General features: G+C 30.2%; 15 protein-coding genes. 6 read left to right on the top strand and 9 right to left on the bottom strand.

Annotation, left to right across the window (positions count from 1 at the left end; translation table 11 throughout):
- Nucleotides 1–22: 22 nt before the first annotated feature.
- A complete protein-coding gene (gene aceB, locus CW731_RS15190) occupies nucleotides 23–1,618 on the bottom strand; it encodes a malate synthase A (protein WP_100947521.1) in 1,596 nt (531 codons plus the stop codon).
- Between the two features lie 127 nt (nucleotides 1,619–1,745).
- On the opposite strand from aceB, the gene CW731_RS15185 reads away from it, so the two are divergent.
- From CW731_RS15185 to CW731_RS15170, 4 genes are all read left to right on the top strand, one after another.
- On the top strand, nucleotides 1,746–3,230 hold the full coding sequence (locus CW731_RS15185; RefSeq protein WP_100947520.1) for a helix-turn-helix domain-containing protein: 1,485 nt from the start codon (nucleotides 1,746–1,748) through the stop codon (nucleotides 3,228–3,230).
- A 40-nt stretch (nucleotides 3,231–3,270) separates the two neighbouring features.
- Complete coding sequence (locus CW731_RS15180; RefSeq protein ID WP_100947519.1) at nucleotides 3,271–4,899, top strand: acyl-CoA carboxylase subunit beta; 1,629 nt, start codon at nucleotides 3,271–3,273, stop codon at nucleotides 4,897–4,899.
- Nucleotides 4,900–4,993: 94 nt separating this feature from the next.
- Nucleotides 4,994–7,087, top strand: a complete 2,094-nt coding sequence (gene pta / locus CW731_RS15175; RefSeq protein WP_100947518.1) for a phosphate acetyltransferase — start codon at nucleotides 4,994–4,996, stop codon at nucleotides 7,085–7,087.
- Between the two features lie 2 nt (nucleotides 7,088–7,089).
- The gene (locus CW731_RS15170) at nucleotides 7,090–8,274 is read left to right on the top strand and encodes an acetate/propionate family kinase (protein WP_100947517.1); all 1,185 of its coding nucleotides are present in this window, start codon (nucleotides 7,090–7,092) and stop codon (nucleotides 8,272–8,274) included.
- A gap of 50 nt (nucleotides 8,275–8,324) precedes the next feature.
- Here the strand turns inward: CW731_RS15170 and CW731_RS15165 are convergent, their stop codons facing one another.
- Nucleotides 8,325–9,479 carry a T9SS type A sorting domain-containing protein gene (locus CW731_RS15165; protein WP_100947516.1) on the bottom strand — a complete coding sequence of 385 codons (1,155 nt, stop codon included), beginning with the start codon at nucleotides 9,477–9,479 and terminating at the stop codon, nucleotides 8,325–8,327.
- 161 nt (nucleotides 9,480–9,640) lie between these two features.
- Between CW731_RS15165 and CW731_RS15160 the strand changes: the two genes are divergently transcribed.
- Complete coding sequence (locus tag CW731_RS15160; protein WP_100947515.1) at nucleotides 9,641–10,357, top strand: YebC/PmpR family DNA-binding transcriptional regulator; 717 nt, start codon at nucleotides 9,641–9,643, stop codon at nucleotides 10,355–10,357.
- A gap of 250 nt (nucleotides 10,358–10,607) precedes the next feature.
- On the top strand, nucleotides 10,608–11,873 hold the full coding sequence (locus CW731_RS15155) for a hypothetical protein (protein WP_100947514.1): 1,266 nt from the start codon (nucleotides 10,608–10,610) through the stop codon (nucleotides 11,871–11,873).
- Here the strand turns inward: CW731_RS15155 and CW731_RS15150 are convergent.
- From CW731_RS15150 to CW731_RS15120, 7 genes are read right to left on the bottom strand one after another with little or no spacing between them, the layout of a single operon-like run.
- Complete coding sequence (locus tag CW731_RS15150) at nucleotides 11,870–12,964, bottom strand: AMP-binding protein (protein ID WP_100947513.1); 1,095 nt, start codon at nucleotides 12,962–12,964, stop codon at nucleotides 11,870–11,872. The two genes, CW731_RS15155 and CW731_RS15150, sit on opposite strands and share 4 nt — an antisense overlap.
- Nucleotides 12,954–13,922, bottom strand: coding sequence for a CPBP family intramembrane glutamic endopeptidase (locus tag CW731_RS15145; RefSeq protein ID WP_100947512.1), 969 nt, complete (start codon nucleotides 13,920–13,922; stop codon nucleotides 12,954–12,956). The genes CW731_RS15150 and CW731_RS15145 overlap by 11 nt, the downstream gene beginning before the upstream one ends.
- A 47-nt stretch (nucleotides 13,923–13,969) precedes the next feature.
- A complete protein-coding gene (locus CW731_RS15140) occupies nucleotides 13,970–15,007 on the bottom strand; it encodes an o-succinylbenzoate synthase (RefSeq protein ID WP_100947511.1) in 1,038 nt (345 codons plus the stop codon).
- Between the two features lie 8 nt (nucleotides 15,008–15,015).
- On the bottom strand, nucleotides 15,016–15,531 hold the full coding sequence (locus CW731_RS15135) for a 1,4-dihydroxy-2-naphthoate prenyltransferase (protein ID WP_100947510.1): 516 nt from the start codon (nucleotides 15,529–15,531) through the stop codon (nucleotides 15,016–15,018).
- Nucleotides 15,528–16,469 (bottom strand): 1,4-dihydroxy-2-naphthoate octaprenyltransferase, encoded by a 942-nt coding sequence (menA, locus tag CW731_RS15130; RefSeq protein WP_100947509.1) that lies wholly within the window; start codon nucleotides 16,467–16,469, stop codon nucleotides 15,528–15,530. The genes CW731_RS15135 and menA overlap by 4 nt, the downstream gene beginning before the upstream one ends.
- Entirely contained in the window at nucleotides 16,460–17,959 is a 1,500-nt protein-coding gene (locus CW731_RS15125; RefSeq protein ID WP_100947508.1) for a PH domain-containing protein, read from the bottom strand. The genes menA and CW731_RS15125 overlap by 10 nt, the downstream gene beginning before the upstream one ends.
- Nucleotides 17,952–18,461, bottom strand: a complete 510-nt coding sequence (locus CW731_RS15120; RefSeq protein WP_100947507.1) for a PH domain-containing protein — start codon at nucleotides 18,459–18,461, stop codon at nucleotides 17,952–17,954. The genes CW731_RS15125 and CW731_RS15120 overlap by 8 nt, the downstream gene beginning before the upstream one ends.
- Between the last annotated feature and the right edge of the window lies 1 nt (nucleotide 18,462).

Here is an 18,462-nt window from a genome sequence, read left to right as displayed (position 1 = left end):
TGCCGTAGTTGCGAGACACTTTTTATATATATTTATAAGCAGAAAGCGTTAAGAATTCTTTGTATTCTTTTGACAAAACCAATTCATCAAACAACTCAATTGCTAGTTTAAATTTTCCGTTTGTAAAATTACTTTCACCAACTAAATTTTTAATTTTTATTAATTCTTCTCTTTTTAACAACTGATACATCGCCAAATTAAAATTTCTACCACCTACAATTTGAACACTATTATGCAACCAAAGCCAAACTTGTGTTCTAGATATTTCTGCCGTTGCAGCATCTTCCATTAAATTATATATTGCCGCCGCTCCATTTCCACGCAACCAACTTTCGATATACAAAATACCTACATTAATATTTTTTCTAATTCCGTCTTCTGTAATAGTTCCTTTTGGCATTTCAACCAAATCTAATTCAGAAACATGTACATCATTTCTAGCAACATGAATTTGGTTTTTAGTTTTCATATTTTCATTAAAAACATTCATTGCTACAGAAACCAATCCTGGATGCGCAACCCAAGTCCCGTCATGTCCGTTCTTTACTTCTTGTTCCTTATCTGCAAATACTTTTGCAAAAGCAACGGCATTCGCCTCCTCATCATTTTTAATCGGAATTTGAGCTGCCATTCCTCCCATTGCATGTACATTTCTTTTGTGACATTTTTGAATAACCAATAAAGAATATGCTTTCATAAAAGGAGAATTCATCGTTACTTGATCTCTATTCGGAACCATAAAACCAGTATGATTTCTAAACTTTTTGATGTAAGAAAAAATGTAATCCCAACGACCACAATTTAAACCCGCCATATGGTTTCTTAATTCATAAATAATTTCATCTAACTGAAAACTAGCCGTAATTGTTTCAACTAAAACAGTCGCTTTTATTGTTTTCTGTGGAATTGATAAATAGTCTTGCGCAAACACAAAAACATCATTCCAAAAACGCGCCTCTAGGTAATGCTCTAATTTTGGTAAATAAAAATACGTTGCAGAACCTTGCTCTTGTAATGTTCTAATATTATGAAAAAAGTAGAGTCCGAAATCTACCAAAGAACCCGACATTTCCTCTCCATCTACTAAAAAGTGTTTTTCATTTAAGTGCAAACCTCTAGGACGCACCAATAACGTTGCAGTCTCTTCATTTAATGAATATGTTTTATCTTTTTTCTCATTATAAAATGAAATCGTTTTATTAATTGCATCTCGTAAGTTAATTTGACCATTCAAATTATTTTCGATAATTGGCGAATTACTATCTTCAAAATCTGCCATAAAAGTCTTGGCACCAGAATTCAACGCATTAATCACCATTTTACGATCAACCGGACCTGTAATTTCTACTCTCCTGTCTAATAAATCGTCTGGCAACTCTGCACAAACCCAATCAGATTCTCTAATATTTTTTGTCTCTTCCGGAAAAGAGGGTGAATTCCCTGCATCGAAATATGCTTGCTCAATCTCTCTATCTGCAAGTAATCTTAATCTTCTCTCATTGAATTTACCATGCAACTCTAATAAAAAAACCTTCGCTTCTTTTGTTAAAACACCTTGATAACCTTCAACATTAAACCCTTCAAAATCAATTTCTTTCGTAATAATATTTTCCTGCATAATTAGAGTATTTTAATTTCTATACTGCAATAATAGAAATAATACTCGAACTCCACAAGCGAACGTTCGCTAAATATGAAAAAAACTTTATTTTTCTTAGTTCGCTAATTATACTTACATTTGATTTATGATGATAGAAGACGAATACATTCGCTTAATTTTCGGTTTAAAATTGAAGCAAATAAGAACAGAGAGAAAGCTTTCACTTTTTGGATTGGCAAAATTATCTGGCTTATCTAAATCTTATTTAAACGAAATAGAAAAAGGCAAGAAATATCCGAAAACAGATAAAATTCTTATTCTTTCAGAAAAGTTAGATGTTCCTTACGATCATTTGGTTTCTTTAAAACTAGATAAAAACTTAGCGCCTATTGGCGAAATTCTTCAATCTAAAATTTTAAAAGAGATTCCGTTAGAACTCTTCGGCATCAAAGAAAATAATTTAATTGACATTGTAGCAAATGCACCAGCCAAAGTAAATGCATTTATTAGCACAATTATTAAAATTGCACAGAACTACAACCTTACTAGAGAAAGCTTTTTTTTAGCTTCATTACGTTCTTACCAAGAAGCACATAGCAATTACTTTGAAGATATTGAAAATAATGTTGAAAAGTTTGCTAAATTATATCATTTAGATTTATCAAAAAGAATAACACCTAGCGATTTAGAAGAAATTTTAACTGAAGAGTTTGGGTACAAAATTGATGACCAAGAGCTATCAAAACATGACAATCTTGGTGAATTGAGAACTATTTATATTCCAAAAAATAAAACCCTACTAATAGACAACAACATCTCTGAAGCACAAAAAACGTTTATTTACGCCAAAGAATTAGCTTATAATTTCTTAGGTATTAAAGACCGTTTATTTACTTTTCCATGGATAAAGTTTGAAAATTTCGATCAAGTTTTAAATAATTTTATTGCCTCTTATTTTGCTGGCGCTTTAATTATCCCTAGAAAATCGCTTACAGAGAAATTAACTGATTTTTTCTCTTTAGAAGAATGGAAACCTTTAGAGTTACACAAGATAATTAGTTATTACAATTGCTCTCAGGAAACATTTTATCAACGATTAACAAATATTTTACCAAAATACTTCAACATAAAAAATTTGTTTTTTTTACGTTTTACACACAAAGAAAATCACTTAGAGTACCGATTAAATAAAGAACTACATATTACACAACAACAAGCACCACACGCCAACAGAAATAATGAACACTATTGCAGGCGCTGGATCTCTATTAAAACAATTCAAGATTTAGAAAATTCTTCTAAAAAAAGACCAACTTTCGGAGCGCAAATATCATCTTACGTAAACCAAAAAAATGAATATTTAGTTTTATCTTCTGCAACAACAGACCCTTTTAAAAAAGACATAAATAGAAGTGTTAGCATAGGATTACTATTATCACCGCACTTAAAAAAGAAACTTAATTTCTTTAACGAAAATACATTTACAAAAAAACTAGTGGGCGTTACCTGTGAAACATGCGCTATTAAAAACTGCAAGGAAAGAGTTGCAGCTCCATTAAGGTTAGAAAAGAAAGAAAAATATAAAGAAATTGCAAATACAGTAGAAAAAATTATAAACTCTTACCATTAAAATTTCTTATTTTAGCAACTGAAAAAAAACAAACACTTTTATGGATTTAAACTTCAATAAAAACGAAGATTATAATAAACTATTAGCCTCAGATTTACGCAAACGTTTTGTAAAAGTAAAATTAGGTGGTGGTCAGAAAAGAATTGATAAACATCACGAGAAAGGTAAAATGACTGCTCGTGAAAGAATTGATTACTTACTAGACCCGAAAGCAAAATCTATAGAAATTGGTGCTTTTGCTGGTGAAAACATGTATGCAGAACACGGCGGCTGCCCTTCTGGTGGTGTTGTTGTAAAAATCGGATACATCAAAGGAAAGCAATGTATTGTTGTTGCCAATGACGCTACTGTAAAAGCTGGTGCCTGGTTTCCTATTACCGGAAAAAAGAATTTACGTGCTCAAGAAATATCCATAGAAAATAAATTACCTATTATTTATCTTGTAGATTCTGCTGGTGTTTACTTACCAATGCAAGATGAAATTTTTCCTGATAAAGAACATTTCGGACGTATTTTTAGAAACAACGCAATAATGAGTAGTATGGGAATTACACAAATTTCTGCTGTTATGGGAAGTTGTGTTGCTGGTGGCGCTTATTTACCAATTATGAGCGACGAAGCGATTATTGTAGACAAAACTGCAAGTATTTTTCTTGCCGGAAGTTACTTAGTAAAAGCTGCTATTGGAGAATCTATAGACAATGAAACCTTAGGTGGTGCAACTACGCACTGTGAGATTTCTGGTGTAATAGACTACAAGGCTAAAGATGATAAAGATGCACTTGATAAAATAAAATTTATTGTTGATAAAATTGGTGATTATGACAAAGCTGGTTTTAGTAAAACCGAGTCTTTTCCACCAAAAGAAAATGAAGATGATATTTTCGGAATCTTACCAAAAGAAAGAAATGCACAATATGATATGTTAGAAATCATAAAGCGCTTGGTAGATAATTCTGAATTTGAACAATACAAAGAAGGTTACGGAAAAACCATTATTACGGGATATGCTAGAATTGATGGTTGGGCAGTTGGTATTGTTGCCAATCAAAGAAAGTTAGTGAAAACAAAAAAAGGTGAAATGCAGTTTGGTGGGGTAATCTATAATGATTCCGCAGATAAAGCGACTCGTTTTATTGCGAATTGTAATCAGAAAAAAATACCTTTAGTTTTCTTACAAGATGTTACTGGCTTTATGGTAGGTTCTAAATCTGAACATGGAGGAATTATAAAAGATGGTGCAAAAATGGTAAATGCCGTTAGTAACTCTGTAGTACCTAAATTTACAATTGTTATTGGAAATTCTTACGGAGCAGGAAATTATGCAATGTGCGGTAAAGCATACGACCCAAGATTAATTGTTGCGTGGCCTTCTGCTGAATTAGCAGTAATGAGTGGTAATTCTGCTGCTAAAGTTTTATTACAAATTGAAACAGCTTCACTTAAAAAACGTGGCGAAGAAATTACTCCTGAAAAAGAAGCTGAATTATTCGATAAGATAAAATCGCGTTATGACGAGCAAATTTCGCCTTATTATGCAGCTGCTAGAATTTGGACAGATGCAGTTATTAACCCGTTAGATACCAGAACTTGGATTTCTATGGGTATTGAAGCAGCAAACCACGCTCCTATTGAAAAGCAATTTAATATGGGCGTTTTACAGGTTTAAAAAACAACACTTATCTTTTTATAAATAATAAATGACTAATATCACAATTAGTCATTTTTTTATGCCCTATTTTTGCACAACAATACACTAAAACATGAGTAAAGCTATATATGTCACCACCGTAGAATCTGATAGCGGTAAATCTTTAATATCATTAGGTTTGTTAAGAATGATGCTAACCAAGTCTGCCAAAGTAGGTTATTTTAGACCTATTATTAATGAAACAGACGATGAAAGTCATGATGAACATACAAATACGGCTATTAATTTCTTCAATTTAGATACCGACTATAAAGATTGTTTCGCATACAAACAAGGTGAAGTTGTAGAACTTTTAAGTGAAGGGAAAGAAGACGAAGTAATTCATAACATTATAAAAAAATACAAAAAACTAGAAGCAAATTACGATTATGTTTTAGTAGAAGGAACCGATTTTTCTGGTGAAGGTGGCTTTACAGAGTTAGATGTAAATCTAATGATTGCTAAAAATTTAAATATTCCTGCTTTAATTGTAGGCTCTGGAAACGGAAAGAAAAAGAAAGATTTTATAAATACAATGCAACTTTCTTACAATTCTTTCATCAATAAAGAAGTAGATGTTATCGGTATCATTGCTAATAAAATCGAAGCAAATGAGGTTGATTATATTCGTGAAGAACTACTAAAAAGTTTTCCAAAAAAACTACAAATAGACATTATCCCTAAAATAGATTTTCTTGCATTTCCAACAGTAAAAGAAGTTGTAAAAGCTTTAAATGGAAGAGTTTTATTCGGAGAACAATTTCTAGACAATGCCATTGGAAGTTTTAGTACTGGCGCTATGCAACTTCGTAATTATTTAACCAGAATTAAAGAAAATGCACTAGTAATTACTCCAGGAGACAGAGCTGATATTATTTTAGGCGCATTACAAGCAAATGCTTCTAAAAATTATCCAAAAATTGCTGGTATTATTTTAACAGGAACCTTAATTCCTGAAGAATCTATTTTAAAATTAATTGAAGGTGTGCAGTCTACTGTTCCTATTATTTTGGTTGATGGTGGTACATTCGGAATTTCAAATAAAATTGGAGCTATAAAATCTAAAATATATGCAACCAATAATAAAAAAATATTATTATCATTAGACACTTTTGACAAATATGTAAATGCAGAAGGCTTAACGAATATTCTAACATCACACCATTCTAATAGGTTAACACCAAGCATGTTTCAATATAACTTATTGCAAAAAGCAAGGATTCAGAAAAAACATATCGTGTTACCAGAAGGAGATGATGAACGAATTCTTAAAGCGGCAGCACGTCTACAGTTACTAAACATTGTAGACTTAACATTGTTAGGTGATCGGAATACGATACAATTAAAGTGTGATCAAATTGGATTACAAATAGATTTAGATGCTTTAAACATTTTAAATCCTGAAGACTCAATCTATAATAAAGACTTTGCAACGACACTTTTTGAAGCTAGAAAACATAAGGGAATGACAGAAACAACTGCTGCAGATTTAGCAAAAGATGTTTCTTATTATGGTACTTTAATGATTTTAAACGGTTTAGCAGACGGTATGGTTTCAGGAGCTGTACACACAACAATGCATACCATAAAACCAGCGTTACAATTGATAAAAACGAAACCTGGTGTTTCCGTAGTTTCTTCGGTATTTTTCATGTGTTTATCAGACAGAGTTTCTGTAATGGGAGATTGTGCCGTAAACCCAAACCCGAATGCTGAACAACTTTCTGAAATAGCCATTTCTTCTGCAGCATCTGCGGAAGCTTTTGGTATTGAAGCAAAAGTTGCGATGTTGTCTTATTCTTCTGGAAGTTCTGGAAAAGGAGAAGAAGTAGAAAAGGTTAGAAGAGCTACTGAGTTAGCTAAAGCAAAAAAACCAGACTTAAAAATTGAAGGACCTATACAATATGATGCTGCAGTAGACATGTCTGTAGCGAAAACAAAAATGCCAAACTCTGAAGTTGCTGGTCAAGCTTCGGTATTAATATTTCCTGACTTAAACACAGGAAATAACACGTACAAAGCAATTCAGCGTGAAACTGGTGCCTTGGCAATAGGACCAATGTTACAAGGTTTAAATAAACCTGTAAACGACTTAAGTAGAGGTTGTACGGTAGATGATATTTTTAACACCATTTTATTAACTGTAATTCAAGCAAATCAAGAATAATTATGAATATTTTAGTTCTAAATGCAGGTTCTTCTTCCTTGAAATATCAAGTAATTGAAATGCCAAGTGAAACCGTAAAATGTGTTGGCTTGGTAGAAAGAATAGGAATGGAAGACGCCATTTTTACACATGAAAAAGGCACTAAAGAATACTCTGAAATTCTACCAATTTTAAATCATGAGGTTGGTTTACAAAAAATAGCAAAAACATTATTAAATGCAGAAATAGGGGTTATTAGTTCTGTGGATGAAATTGAAGCAGTTGGACACAGAGTAGTTCATGGTGGAAGTAAATTCAGTAAAACAGTTATTGTAAATAAAGAAGTAAAAGAAAATATTCGTAATTTATTTGATCTAGCTCCACTTCATAATCCTGCAAATTTAACAGGAATAGAAATTGCAGAAACTATTTTTACATCAGCAAAACAAATTGCAATTTTCGATACTGCTTTTCATCAAACAATGCCAAAAGAAGCCTATCAATATGCAATTCCAAATTCATATTTAGAAGAACATAAAATTAGAGCTTATGGTTTTCATGGTACTAGCCATAAATATGTTTCAGAAAAGGCGATTGCTTATTTAGGTAAAGAATCATCAAAAATTATTACCATTCATTTAGGAAACGGTTGCAGTATGGCTGCAATTGAAAATGGTAAATGCATAGAAACTTCTATGGGTTTTTCGCCTACTAATGGTTTAATTATGGGAACTAGAGCTGGCGACATTGATCAATCTGTTATTTTCTTTCTTATGAAAAAACTAAACCAATCTGCAGATGAGGTTAATAATTTACTTCAGAAAGAATCTGGAATGAAAGGTTTAACAGGTTTTTCTGATTTAAGAGAAATTGAAGAAAATGCGGTTAATGGTGACGAAAAATGTATAAACGCATTGAAATTAGCGAGCCATAGAATTCGAAAATTTATTGGTTCTTATACAGCTATTTTAAATGGTTTGGATGCTATTGTTTTCACCGCAGGAATTGGAGAAAATTCAGTTTTAACAAGAAAAATGGCTTGTGAAAATTTAGAGTTTTTAGGCATTGAACTAAATATCAATAAAAATGAAATAAGATCGAAAAACACTAGAGAAATTCAATCTTTAACTTCAAATGTAAAAATATTAGTAATACCAACTAATGAAGAAATTGAAATTGCAAAACAATCATATCAATTATTAAAATAAAAAAGTATTTCTGAGCAAAAATCTCAGAAATACTTCTAAAATTGGGGAATTTAATTCTTTACAACTTTCTTAATAGCAAAAGCCCCATTTTTATCTTGAATTTTAAGCATGTAAATTCCATTTACTAGTTTACCTAAACTCAATTCGCTTGTAGTTGAAGTCAACACTTTTTTCCCAATAATATTAAAGACTTCAATATTTTTTAAATCAAAACCTGTATCGTCAATTTTTAATATTGAAGTTGTAGGATTTGGATATACAGCAAAATTTAATAAAGAGAAATTATCTATACTTGCAGTTGCTCCTCCATAATAGTATGTAGTTCTCTCACTATTTGTATAACTAGATGTTAAAATTTTATTTACATAAGGATTCCCCGTAAACAAATGATCTAAACCAGTTCTATCTATAAATGGATGTGTAAAAGAAGACATTAACTTAGAAGTGTCAAAAGTTACAGACTCATTACTTCCTACAACCCAAGAACCATTTTCTATATAAGAGTTTTTCTCGTTTGTAACATTTCCGTTTACATCGTACGTATATTCAGTTTTTTCTTCATCAACATACATGGTACCATTCCATATTTTGGTTAAATCTATTAATAATTTATTACTTGCATCATAGCTAAAATCTCTAATATCCGATTTCACATAAGCTGTTCCGTTCCAATCTTCTACTGTAACTTTAGAAATCTTATTATTAGCATTGTAAGTTATTAAAGATTTATCTTCTAAAACCCATGTACCTCCATTCCAATTGTAACCATAACCTCCATCTATATTATTGCTAGCATTGTAAGTAAGGGAAAATTTATAAGACTTTTCCCATGCAGCATTTTTCCATTCATAAGAAATACTTTCAACTACCCTACCATTATTATTGTAAGAGTACTCACTCTTATCACCATTTTTATAACTATTAGTACTTGAATCCCAATTCTCTTCAATCTCTATTGATAGTTTATTACCAGAACTGTATACATAACTATACCGATCTTGCTTTATCCAAACTGAATTTGATTGATCCCAATAATCATATAATTCAGTTGCTAGGTTTCCATTTATATCATAACTATAAACTTGCTTAGAACTATTGACCCAAGTATTATTACTCATCGACTCTGATAGTGATGAGGTTAATTTCGTTTGCGCAAACAAAGAAATAGTTAAAAATGTAAGAATTAAAAAAGTAATTTTTTTCATGATACGTTCGGTTTTAAGTTATTTTCAAAATTATAAATCTAAAATCTATGAAACAATACCTAGTAATAGGTATATTTAGTTCACAAATCAAGTTTCAAAAAAATTGTGAAACAACTTTCAAATTTTTACATTTGTAAGGATAAATAAAACGAAGAATAGAAATGGGTAGAGCATTCGAACTTAGAAAAGGACGCAAAATGAAACGCTGGTCGGCAATGGCTAAAACTTTTACCAGAATTGGTAAGGATATTGTAATGGCTATTAAAGAAGGTGGTCCAAATCCTGATGCAAACTCTAGGTTAAGAGCAGTTATGCAGAATGCAAAAGCTGCAAACATGCCTAAAGAAAACGTAGAGCGCGCCATTAAAAAAGCAACTGATAAAGATACTGCCGATTACAAAGAGGTCTTATTTGAAGGATATGCACCTCATGGTATAGCACTTGTTTTAGAAACAGCTACAGACAATAATAATCGAACTGTTGCTAATGTTAGGTCTGCTTTTAATAAGTGTGACGGAAATTTAGGTACTTCTGGCTCTGTTATTTTTATGTTTGATCATGTTTGTACCTTCACTATTAAAAAAGAAGATATTACTACAGATCTTGAAGAATTAGAATTAGAATTAATAGATTTTGAAGTTGAAGAGGTTTTTGATGATGAGGAAGGAATTATCATTTATGCTCCTTTTGAGCAATTTGGTGCCATTCAATCTTTCTTTGAAGGAAATAATGTAGAAATTTTATCTTCTGGTTTTGAAAGAATACCAACAACAACTACTAAGCTTTCTGAAGACCAACAAGCAGATGTAGAAAAGCTTTTAGAAAAATTAGAAGAAGATGATGATGTGCAAAATGTATATCATTCTATGGTTATGTAATACATACTTTTACATATAATTCAGCAACAAAAAAGTCGTGATAATTGAATCACGACTTTTTTTTTGAATCTTCAATGTAATAAGTTCAATCCCCCAATTTTATTACCACAAAGCTTCTTCTTAATATGGTCAAAGATACCATTGTTTTAAATTTCTTTAAAAATATTATTTCAACTAAACTACTACATAATTATTAAAATTATAATAAAACTACTACATTTACACTACACAAATACTTATTAACTTATAAATGAAAATATTACAGCTAATAAAAGGCGTAGCTTCAATACTTATTCTTTTGCAAGTTAACATGCTATTCTCACAAGACACTCTAATTAAAAACGAAGATTTTTGGCATTATTATGACAATGGTTACCTAGAAAATGATTGGATATCTCTTGAAAAATTCTCCAACTGGAAGATAGGAAAATCGCCTTTAGGCTATGGAGATAAAAAAAACAAAACAAACCTTTCTTTTGGAAATAACAAAGAAAAAAAAGAAATTACTAAGTATTTTAAGAAAAAAATATTCATAGATAATAAATATCTTGCTTATGAATTAAAAATTCAAAGAGATGACGGTGCTGTAGTGTACATTAACGGAAAAGAGCTTTTTAGAGACAACATGCCCAATTCTACTATTAGTAATACAACTATTGCTTTAAAAACGATAAAGAAAGAAGCAGAGCATGTATTTAATCAACACTTTTTTGATAATACAATTTTTAAAAATGGAGAAAATATCATAAGTGTATCAATTCATCAAGCCAACGAGTTCTCTAGCGATTGCATTTTTAGTTTAGAATTAATTGGACATAATAATCCTGAAGTTTTATCTTTTGTGCTAAAAAATAAGAATAAGAAGAACAAAGAGTTAGAACATAAAATAAGAGATTTAAATTCTAAATTTGAGTATGATAAAATAGTCCTTCAAAAAGAAAGCTTAGAAAACACAAATTACAATTTAAAAGTTCTTGTTTTTTTAATTAGTGTATTTCTTATCCTTGCATTATTTGGTTATTATTTTATAATTGATAGTACTAAGAAAAGAAATAAAGAAAAAAATCAAAAAATAGCAACATTAAACTCTATAATTTTATCTAAGGATAAGGAAATGATAACCTTAACTACAAACCTGCTGCACAACAAGCAATATTTTAAAGAAATTAAAGCAGATTTAAAAGGAATTAAAACAGAAGAAAAATCGGTTGTCAAAGGAGTTATAAACCAAATAGATTATGTTTTAGAGAGGAATGAAGATTGGAATACTCTAAAAGAACACTTTAACGCAGTACATAATAATTTTTATGATAAGTTAATTGAAAAACATCCTACTATTTCCGACACAGAGTTAAGACATTGTATGTTTATAAAACTACACATGCAAACAAAAGAAATTGCAAGAATATTACTAATAGACCCAAGATCTGTACAAACAGGTAGGTATCGAATTAAGAAGAAATTGAATTTAAGTGAACACGAAGATTTAAGAGAGTATTTACTAAACTTAGATTAAAATTTAATTAAGTCCAGCGTTTTTTTACGTTGGATTTTTTTTGTCTCCGTTTCAATAAATGCGTCTATAAAATAAATTTTCTTAGGAACCTCAAATTTAGAAAGTCCTACTAAATTATTAAGCTCAACAGCCAATAAGCGTTCAAACTTGGAAATTTTAAAGCTATCCAATTCAATAACCAAAATTAACTTCTTCCCTAACTTTTCATCAGGAATACCAACTACAAAGAAGCGTTGCTCAATAATTCTAGATAATTTTTCTTCTATTTTTTCTGGGTGTAATTTAATTCCTCCAGAATTTATTACATTATCGAATCTACCTAACCATTCAAATTGCGTATCAGAAATTAAATTTACAACATCATTTGTAAATATGATTTCTTGGGATACTTTTTGAGCATCAATCACCAAACAATTTCTTTCATCTTTATAGATTATTACGCCTGGTAAGGTTTGATAGAATTCTTTAGGTAAACATTGCTTCATCAATTCACCTCTCAAAGACGTAAAATGGTTTAGTTTTTTAATAGCAATATGAGTTATGGTTTCTGTCATACCATAAGTAGCAAAAACTTCGGTAGAAATAGGTTGTAATTTTTCTTGAAGATTGTTTGAAACAACACCTCCACCAACAATCAGTTTTTTAATTTGATGTAGTTTTTCTAATGAGTTTTCTACTTGTAACGGCACCATTGCAGAAAAATCATACGCTGTTGAGTTCTCTTTTAACGGGCTAGAAGTTGGAGCTACAATATCTAAATGCCAACCTAAAGTAATTGCCCTCACAAGCATCATTTTACCAGCAATATACTCCACCGGCAAACACAAAAAAGCAGTTGTCTTTTCTTTTAAATTGAAATAGTTTCCTGTTGCTATAGCAGAGTTTTGCATCTGCTTTTTTTGTAATTTTATTAGTTTTGGTATTCCTGTAGAACCTGAAGTTTGCACAACAACAAACTCTTTTTCTGAGAACCAGTCTCCTAAGAAATGTTGAACATCCTCCGAAAAATTAGCTGTATACACTAATAATTCATCAACCGTAGCAAATGAAACTTCGTTTAATTTAAAATCTTTATGAAAATTAATATTCATCTATAATTCTATAGTTTTCTTTCAAGTTAACCGGCTCAATAATTTTACCAGTTAGTTTTTCTTTCCAATTTGACCAACCGTATTTTTTAGAGAACAAAAATAACATTAAAGGGTATAAAATAAACACAGGTAAAAACATTTCCCAAGTTACAGAAGGTTCTGATGTGTCTATATACAAAGCATCTGTTTGAAAAACGGTCCAATCTGTAGTTATAAAAAATGCAGCAGTTATGTTATTAATTGCATGCAACCCCATAGCAATCTCTGTTCCTTCATCCATTAAAGTTACTATTCCATAAAACAAACCTGTACCAATGTAGAAAACCATAGTTATTTGCCCCAATTTTGCAACTTCAGGATTTGCGCCATGTAATAAACCAAAAACTACAGAAGTTATAATTAAAGGAACCCATCTGTTTTTTGCTAAAATTCCTATTCCTTGCATAAAATAACCTCTAAAGAGCAATTCTTCTAAGCTTGTTTGAAACGGTAAAAATAAAAATGAAATAGCTACCAAAATGAAAAATGGAGTTGCATTAAAATTCCAAGTAAAATTTTCTGGGGCTAATAATATACTCGCATAAGACATCACTACAGCCAAAATTCCCCAGACAAAAAAACCATAAAAAAAACGTTTCCAATCAACTTTATCTCTACTTGTTACCAAAGAGGTGATACTTCTTTTATGAATATATTTTACACCAATGAACAGAAAAATTAATCCCATAAAAAAAGTGAAAATCATAAGAAAAAGGAAAAAATTCTTATCTATTCCAGCAGTCATAAAACTATCTTCTGCAAATTTTGTGAATTGAGCAAGATTTTCAGATTTTGCTGCTGCTGCCATAACTAAAGGCAAAACACCTAAAACCTGCCAACCGAAAAATACTAATACAATTGTTAGCACCCAATGGTACCATTCATTCTTTCCTTTGTACGCTTGCTGAATGTAATTCATGTTTTATAGTTTAACCTCTTTACTGAGTTCGAGAAGACAATTTTTAATTATAAATTGAAATTCCAGTTTTTGGAATTGTTATAGTGTAATGTTCCGTTTTTAACTTCTAACGGACTTTCGAAATTATTAGTAAATAAGCCTCCGGTTCCAAGACCTTGCGGTAATTTTTTTTTTAAACTGTGCGTAAACTGCGCAATAGCATTTAAACCAATATTACTCTCTAAAGCAGAAGTAATCCACCATTTTACACTATTACTTTCAGCTAAATCAATCCATTCTTTACTTCCAGAGAATCCACCAACCAAACTTGGTTTTAAAATTATAAATTGTGGTTTCACCATCTCTATTAGTCTCTTTTTTTCTTCGGAAGAAAAGACGCCTATCAGCTCTTCATCTAATGCAATAGGCAATGGCGTGTTTTTACACAAAAAAGCCATTTCTTGTAATTGCCCTTGTTTTATAGGTTGCTCAATGGAATGAATCTCTAATTCTGAAAGTATTTTTAACTTTTCTAGTGCATCTTCTGGTTTAAATGCACCATTTGCATCTACTCTTAATTCAATTTCTGTAGACGAGAATTCTTTTCGAATCGATTTTAATAATGCTATTTCTGTATCAAAATTGATTGCGCCAATTTTCATTTTTATACAAGAAAAACCAGTTTTTAACTTTTCTTGAATTTGTTTTTTCATAAACTCTTTATCTCCCATCCAGACCAAACCATTGATTGCAATTCCTGCTGTTCCTTTGGTAAATTCAGATGGAAATAACTCAAATTTATCTACACTTTTTAAGGACAAAAAAGCTTGCTCTACCCCAAATTGAATAGACGGAAACTCTAAGAGTTCTTTTAGTAAAAACTCTAAACCTAAATTGATATTATTACAAACCCAAATTAGTTTTTCTTCATAATTAACCACATCATCAATACTTAAACCTCTAAATAAACCGGTTTCTCCTATTCCTTTTTTACCATTTTCTTCTAAAACAATAAACCAAGTTTCTTTAGTTCTTAAAATTCCGCGAGAAGTTCCACTCGGGTTTTTAAAGTTGAGAATGTATTTTTTATAAGTTGCTGTTATCAAAATACTGACTATTTATTTTCTATATAGTTCTTAAAATTATTCAAATAAGATTGATCTTGTTTTTGAAAAGTACCTTTAAAATAAGGAAACATACACGCCATTATAAACGATTCGCTTTGGCAACTTGCATTTAAAGTAATTGTGGTTATTCCATTTTCTTCAGAAAAAAGATAATCATCTTTCTTTAACATATTTTCAGCATCAAAAAATAACGTCACTTTCTCATTAGGTACGTACGCCATAATTTTCTCCGTCATTTTTATTTCTTCCCCTTGGTTTAAAACTACAACATTATAAATGCTACCTATCATCCCTGGGTTTTTATTAGTTGCTTTTACAGACTGTATCTCTGGAATCCAATTTTTAACACTATCAATTTTCATGAAGTTGTTAAAAACCTCATTTACTGGCTTCTCTATTGAAACTGTTGCTGAATAACTAGTTTCTTTAATAACAAGACCAGTAGTTAAAAAAGCTAAAACTAAAACAGAAATTATAATTAAAATTACTTTTATTGTTTTCATATATACATTTTAAAAAGTTGTCCTATTCCGAATAATACAGCAAATAAAAAAGTACTCAAAGCTACTTTTTTTAATTCGCCGTCTAAGGCTCCAGGAATATTATTTTTTGATACTGTTATTGTATTTTTTATCAATGGAACAAATGCTACTAAGAATATCAGTTGATAAACTGATCTAAAATCTAAAAACACATATATAAGTGCGGCAATTAATGCACCAATAATTAAAAAATAATGGTATTTTTTAGCTTTCTCTGCTCCTAATTTTACAACTAACGTATTTTTATTATTTGTTTTATCTTCTTCTCGATCTCGTAAATTATTCAAATTTAAAACGGCTGTACTTAACAATCCTATAGAAATTGCTGGTAAAAATATGCTGAAATTAATTTGTTTAGTGTATAAAAAGTAACTGCCAACTACACTTAATAATCCGAAGAAAAGAAACACAAAGACATCTCCAAAACCACTATAACCATATGCTGAATTACCAACGGTGTATTTTATTGCTGCTGCTATAGATGCAATTCCTAAACCAAAAAATAAAATAGAAAATCCGAAATTCTCACTTCCAAAAGCAGTATAAATTAACAGCAATGCTATAAATAAAGTGACCACTGTTGTTAAAATCATTGCCATTTTCATTTGCTTTGGTGTAATTGCACCTGAAGAAACCATTCTTGCTTCTCCTGTTCTATTTTTATCTGAACCTTTAACTCCGTCTCCGTAATCGTTTGCAAAATTAGACAATACTTGAAAACCAATCGTAGTTAAAATTGCCAACCAGAAAACTGAAGATTCCAAAATTGAAGTTTTTAAACTACTTTCAGATAAATTGTTTACAAAATCATTCCCTAAAACAGCACCAACAATTATTCCAGAAATAGACAAAGGAAGTGTTCTTAAACGCGCTGCTTTTATATAACTTTTTACATCCATGATTTCTGACTAGTTTCTACTTTAAATAATGTGTAATTATATATTTTTTGAGCTTCCTCTAATGGAATGCAAGGTAATTTTATTTTTCCAGATGCTGTCTGAAAAACTACATCTGCAACGTTTTTTTTGGCTTGAAAAATAGTTTGTTTTAATTCTATATTTTGTACTTTAAAAAAAGGCAAATACGTTTTGTGCGTTTCTATAGTTCCCTGACCTACAAGTAACAAATCTTCATTAAAAAGATAATACCTCTTTCTAAAACTTAATTCTATTGAGAAGATAAAAATGGGTATTAACAAAGTATTCACAAAAAAAACATAATTATTTTCGATTGAAAAATAAAGACCAACATTTAATAGTAAAAAAATTAAAAAACCTCTTACATACAATCGTATTTTATAATAAGAATCTGAATAATTTTTATCTCTGTTCTCTAAATTTTCATCAGGATAAAGCAAGTTTTTAATTGCTGAAATTTGCGCTGTTTTACAGCCAACAATCTTAATAACTTTATCTTGTTTTTTCTTTACTTTACCACTAATTGCTTGTTTAAAAGTGATAAATGAAATACCTAACCTCTTTTTTATTGGATTGTGAGAGATTGTAATATGTTGAACTTTATCTTTCTTTAAAATTACAGACTTCTTAGTTGTTAAACCTTGATAAATTTCTAAAGCATTATTTTTTACAAAAACCGTTAAATTAAAATGACGCAATACCACACGTACTATAGAACTTAAAACGGCAATAACAGTTAAAAGAATAAGCAAACCAACTATTAAGAATACGCTTGTTTCTAATGAAGAAGTGTTCTCTGTAATATAATCATCTAAAAGATCTTGTTTACCTAAACTATCGAAAAGTTCGGTAATTTGTTGAAAGAAACCTATTAGAATAGCAAACAAAAGCAACAAACTCTGTAAATGATTTTCTGTGAGACTTACTTTTATCAAAGCTAAAAAACCAACCTTTAACAAGGGTTTTTCTTCTAAATCAACCTCTACATTAACAGCCCCTTTATCGTAAATGGTAATTGCTTGTTTTAACGCACTTGCTTCTTTAAACGACAATGCTTTAATTGAAATTTCGGCTTCACTAGAGCCCGCTGTCTCAACATTTACTTCATGCACATTTATAATTTGCTGAATAATGTTTTGCTTAAAATTAATATTCTGAATTCGATCAAAAGGAATAGAAGTATGTGTTTTTTTGAGGATTCCTTTTTTTAATATAAAATGTTGATTTTCTATTTTGAATTGAAAATTTCTGAAAACTAAAAAAGCTCTAACTAAAAAAAAGAGTAACAATACGCCAACACCTATGTAAATGTATAAAAGAGTGGTTTCTGAAATTTTAGAAAATTTTTGAATAAAAAGGAATAATAGAATCCAAAAAGCTTTTAATGCTTTGTATAGAATATTTATATAAATGATAAGAATCCCTTTTTTAGATTGTCTTCTAAACTGACTAAAGTTTTCTGTGTTATCCATCTATTTTATTACTGATGAATTCTTTCATTTGCTCCGCTTCTTCTTTTAAAAGTCCGCTAATCTTTAAATCTTCACTACTATCACCAGCAGTAAAAACACTTAAAGAAACCAAACTAAAAAAGCGAGAAACAGGACCTTCATCTATTTCTACGTGCTGTATTCGATTGAAAGGAACAGTTGTTAGGCTTCTGAGAAAATAACCCTTTTGATAAGAAATGTCTTTTTCCCTAACGGCATATTTCCTTTTTTTAAACTCAATAATTTTTACAAAGAGTATTGAAACATAAACAATAGCAAGGGTAAGATACAACCAAAGTGAATATTCTGCTAACTCAAAGATATCTTTATAATTAATAAAGAAAATGATAACAAAAAGAGCTATAAAAATGAAGCTTGTATTTATAAGAATCACTTTTAAATACCTATTATCTATTGATTTAAAATCGATTTTAGTAATATCTGGAAAAGAAGTGACTGCAATATTCTGAAAAGAATCTGTCATA

The sequence above is a fragment of the Polaribacter sp. ALD11 genome, assembly GCF_002831685.1.
In the GTDB taxonomy this organism is placed as follows: domain Bacteria; phylum Bacteroidota; class Bacteroidia; order Flavobacteriales; family Flavobacteriaceae; genus Polaribacter.
This window is presented reverse-complemented; position numbering and strand designations above follow the sequence as displayed.